Raw genomic sequence first — 2,559 nt, forward strand, 5'->3', positions numbered from 1 at the left:
GTAACCGTCCGGTGAGGGCCGCGGGATAATCGCGTGGGGCGATGGTCCGATCAGGCAGCGGACTCGACGGGGGTCTTCTTCCATTCCCAGGGCAGCAGCTCAGTGAGCCGGCCTTGTGGCGTGCCGGCGATGCGAGCGAGCACATCCGCGAGCCAGGCTTGCGGATCGATGTCGTTGAGCTTTGCCGTCATAATCAGCGTTACCATGATGGCGGCGCGGTCGGCACCACGTTCGGAGCCGGCGAAGAGCCAGGACTTGCGGCCCAAGGCAAAGCCGCGCAGCGCACGCTCCGCCGCATTGTTTGTCAGGCAGATTCGTCCATCTTCGATGAAGCGCGCGAATCGATCCCAGCGGCGCAGCATGTAGTCGATTGGCTTGGCGACGGAAGACGAGTTCGACAGCCGGGCGCGCTGCTCGCGCAGCCATGCTTCCAATGCCGTCAAAAGCGCGGCGCTTTGTTCCTGGCGCACCCGCAGCCGCGCTTCGGGGCTTTGGCCGGTGATGCCGCGCTCAATATCGAACAGTGCATCGATGCGCTTGACCGCCTCCAGCGCGATCGGCGAGATCGCCGCGGCGTTCTTGTCTCGCCTCGCATTGGCGGCGATGTCCGCCAGCTCGAAAAACTGCCGCCTGGCGTGGGCCCAACAGTGTGCGAGCGTGATCGGCCCCTGTGCGCGCGAGGCGTTGTACAGCTCGTTGTAGCCGCTATAGGCGTCGGCCTGCAGGATACCGGCAAAGCTTTGGAGATGCCGCGTGGGATGCTCCTGCCGCCGGTCGCGCGAGGCGTAATAGAGCGCGGCAGGCGGCGCCCGTCCGCCGAATGGCCGATCGTCGCGGACATAGGTCCAGATATGCCCCTTGACGGTCTGGCCCTTGGCCAGGATCGGCACCGTGGTGTCGTCGCCGTGCAGCCGCTCGGCGGCGAGGACGTGGCGCTCGATCAGCCGATAAAGCGGCTGCAGGGCCGCCGCACAGGCGCCGACCTGGTCGGCCAGTGTCGACAGGCTCAGGTCGATGCCCTCCCGGGCGTAGCGCTCGCTCTGCCGGTTCAAGGGCTGATGCTGGCCGAACTTCTCGAACAAGATCATGGCCAAGAGATTGGGGCCAGCAAAGCCGCGCGGCGTCACGTGGAAGGGCGCCGGCGGCTGGGTGATCGTCTCGCAGTCCCGGCACGAGAACTTCTCGCGCACCGTCTGGGTCACCTTCCACTGCCGGGGAATGACCTCCAGCGTCTCGGTGATATCTTCGCCCAGTTTTGATAGCTTCGATGAGCCGCAGCAGGGACAGCTCTCCGGTGCGGCGACCACGACCCGCTCGCGCGGCAGATGATCGGGGAACGGTTTGCGCGACGGGCGCTTACGCTGGAAGGATTGTACGGTCTGTGTCTGAGCAGCCGCCCTCTCGGCCGCCAGTTCGTCTTCGGTTGCGGTTGCCTCCAACTCTTCAAGCTGAAGCTCCATCTGCTCCAAGAGCCGCGCCTTGCGCTCCGAGCGGCTGCCATAAAGCTGGCGACGCAGCTTCTCGATCTCGAGCTTGAGATGGCTGATCAGCGCTTCGGTACTCGACAAATCCGCCTGCGCACTTGCCGCAAGCGCCTCCGCTTGCAGGCGCGCGGCGCGCTCGGCGAGGATCATCGCATGCGCGGCGGCCAGATCGGTGGGGAGCGATTCAGACGTGGTCACGACGATGATGGAATCACATCCATCACGATCCGAGAAGCGCAAAGCCTCATCCGACCGATGTCGGCCGCCACGTCTCTTGTGGGTGCCTCCAGTCGATCCCGGACAAGAGATAACCGAGCTGCGCCGACGAGATCGTCACCACTCCCTCAGCCGGGCTCGGCCAGATGAAGCGACCCCGCTCCAGGCGTTTTGTGAACAGGCAGGCGCCCTGGCCGTCATGCCAGATCACCTTCAGCAGATTGCCGCGACGACCGCGGAAGCAAAACAGGTGGCCGCCCAGCGGGTCGCGATGCAAGATCTCCTGAACCTGCAACGCCAGCGACGGAAAGCCCTTCCGCATGTCGGTATAGCCGGTCGCGAGCCATACCCGCACGCCGGCCGGCAACGGGATCATCGTGGCCGTCCATCCGTCAGCGCCGCGACAACTGCCTTCAGCGTCGCCGCATCGACCGCGCCCGTGATCCGCATCCGGGCCCCGGCCGCGAACTCAATCTCGATCGCGCCGCAGGTCCCGGAGGGCGGCGTCAACGGTTGCCGGTCGGGCGTAATCGAGACTGCCGCAAAACGGACTTCGTCATCCTGCCGCGGCATCGGCTCAGGCCCGCAAGCGAGGACGCCTGTGCGGACCTGCCGCCGCCAAGCCGTAACCAAATTGCGGTGAACATCATGTCGTCGAGCAACCTCGACAACACTGGCCCCAGGCACCAGACTCTCCTCCACGATCCGAAGCTTCTCGGCAGTCGTCCACCGCCGTCGCCTCTCTGGACCGGACAGAACCGTAACCGTCGTCACGTTTGCTCATTTGCTTGCAAATTAATGAGCAAATCATCTCATGATCGAGCACAATCCGGGAAGGCGGCCCTCACCGGGGGCTTAC

General features: G+C 65.0%; 3 protein-coding genes. All 3 read right to left on the reverse strand.

Annotation, left to right across the window (positions count from 1 at the left end):
* Positions 1 to 50: 50 nt before the first annotated feature.
* Positions 51 to 1,634: an IS66 family transposase gene (gene tnpC, locus VKR55_RS27270; protein WP_324408304.1), complete on the reverse strand. Its 1,584-nt coding sequence runs from the start codon at positions 1,632 to 1,634 to the stop codon at positions 51 to 53.
* A 94-nt stretch (positions 1,635 to 1,728) separates the two neighbouring features.
* Positions 1,729 to 2,076, reverse strand: coding sequence for an IS66 family insertion sequence element accessory protein TnpB (gene tnpB / locus VKR55_RS27275; RefSeq protein WP_135176416.1), 348 nt, complete (start codon positions 2,074 to 2,076; stop codon positions 1,729 to 1,731).
* On the reverse strand, positions 2,073 to 2,474 hold the full coding sequence (gene tnpA, locus VKR55_RS33135) for an IS66-like element accessory protein TnpA (protein WP_414642466.1): 402 nt from the start codon (positions 2,472 to 2,474) through the stop codon (positions 2,073 to 2,075). Before tnpA ends, tnpB begins: the two co-directional genes overlap by 4 nt.
* Between the last annotated feature and the right edge of the window lie 85 nt (positions 2,475 to 2,559).

Source organism: Bradyrhizobium sp. (genome assembly GCF_035309285.1).
Lineage (GTDB): Bacteria > Pseudomonadota > Alphaproteobacteria > Rhizobiales > Xanthobacteraceae > Bradyrhizobium.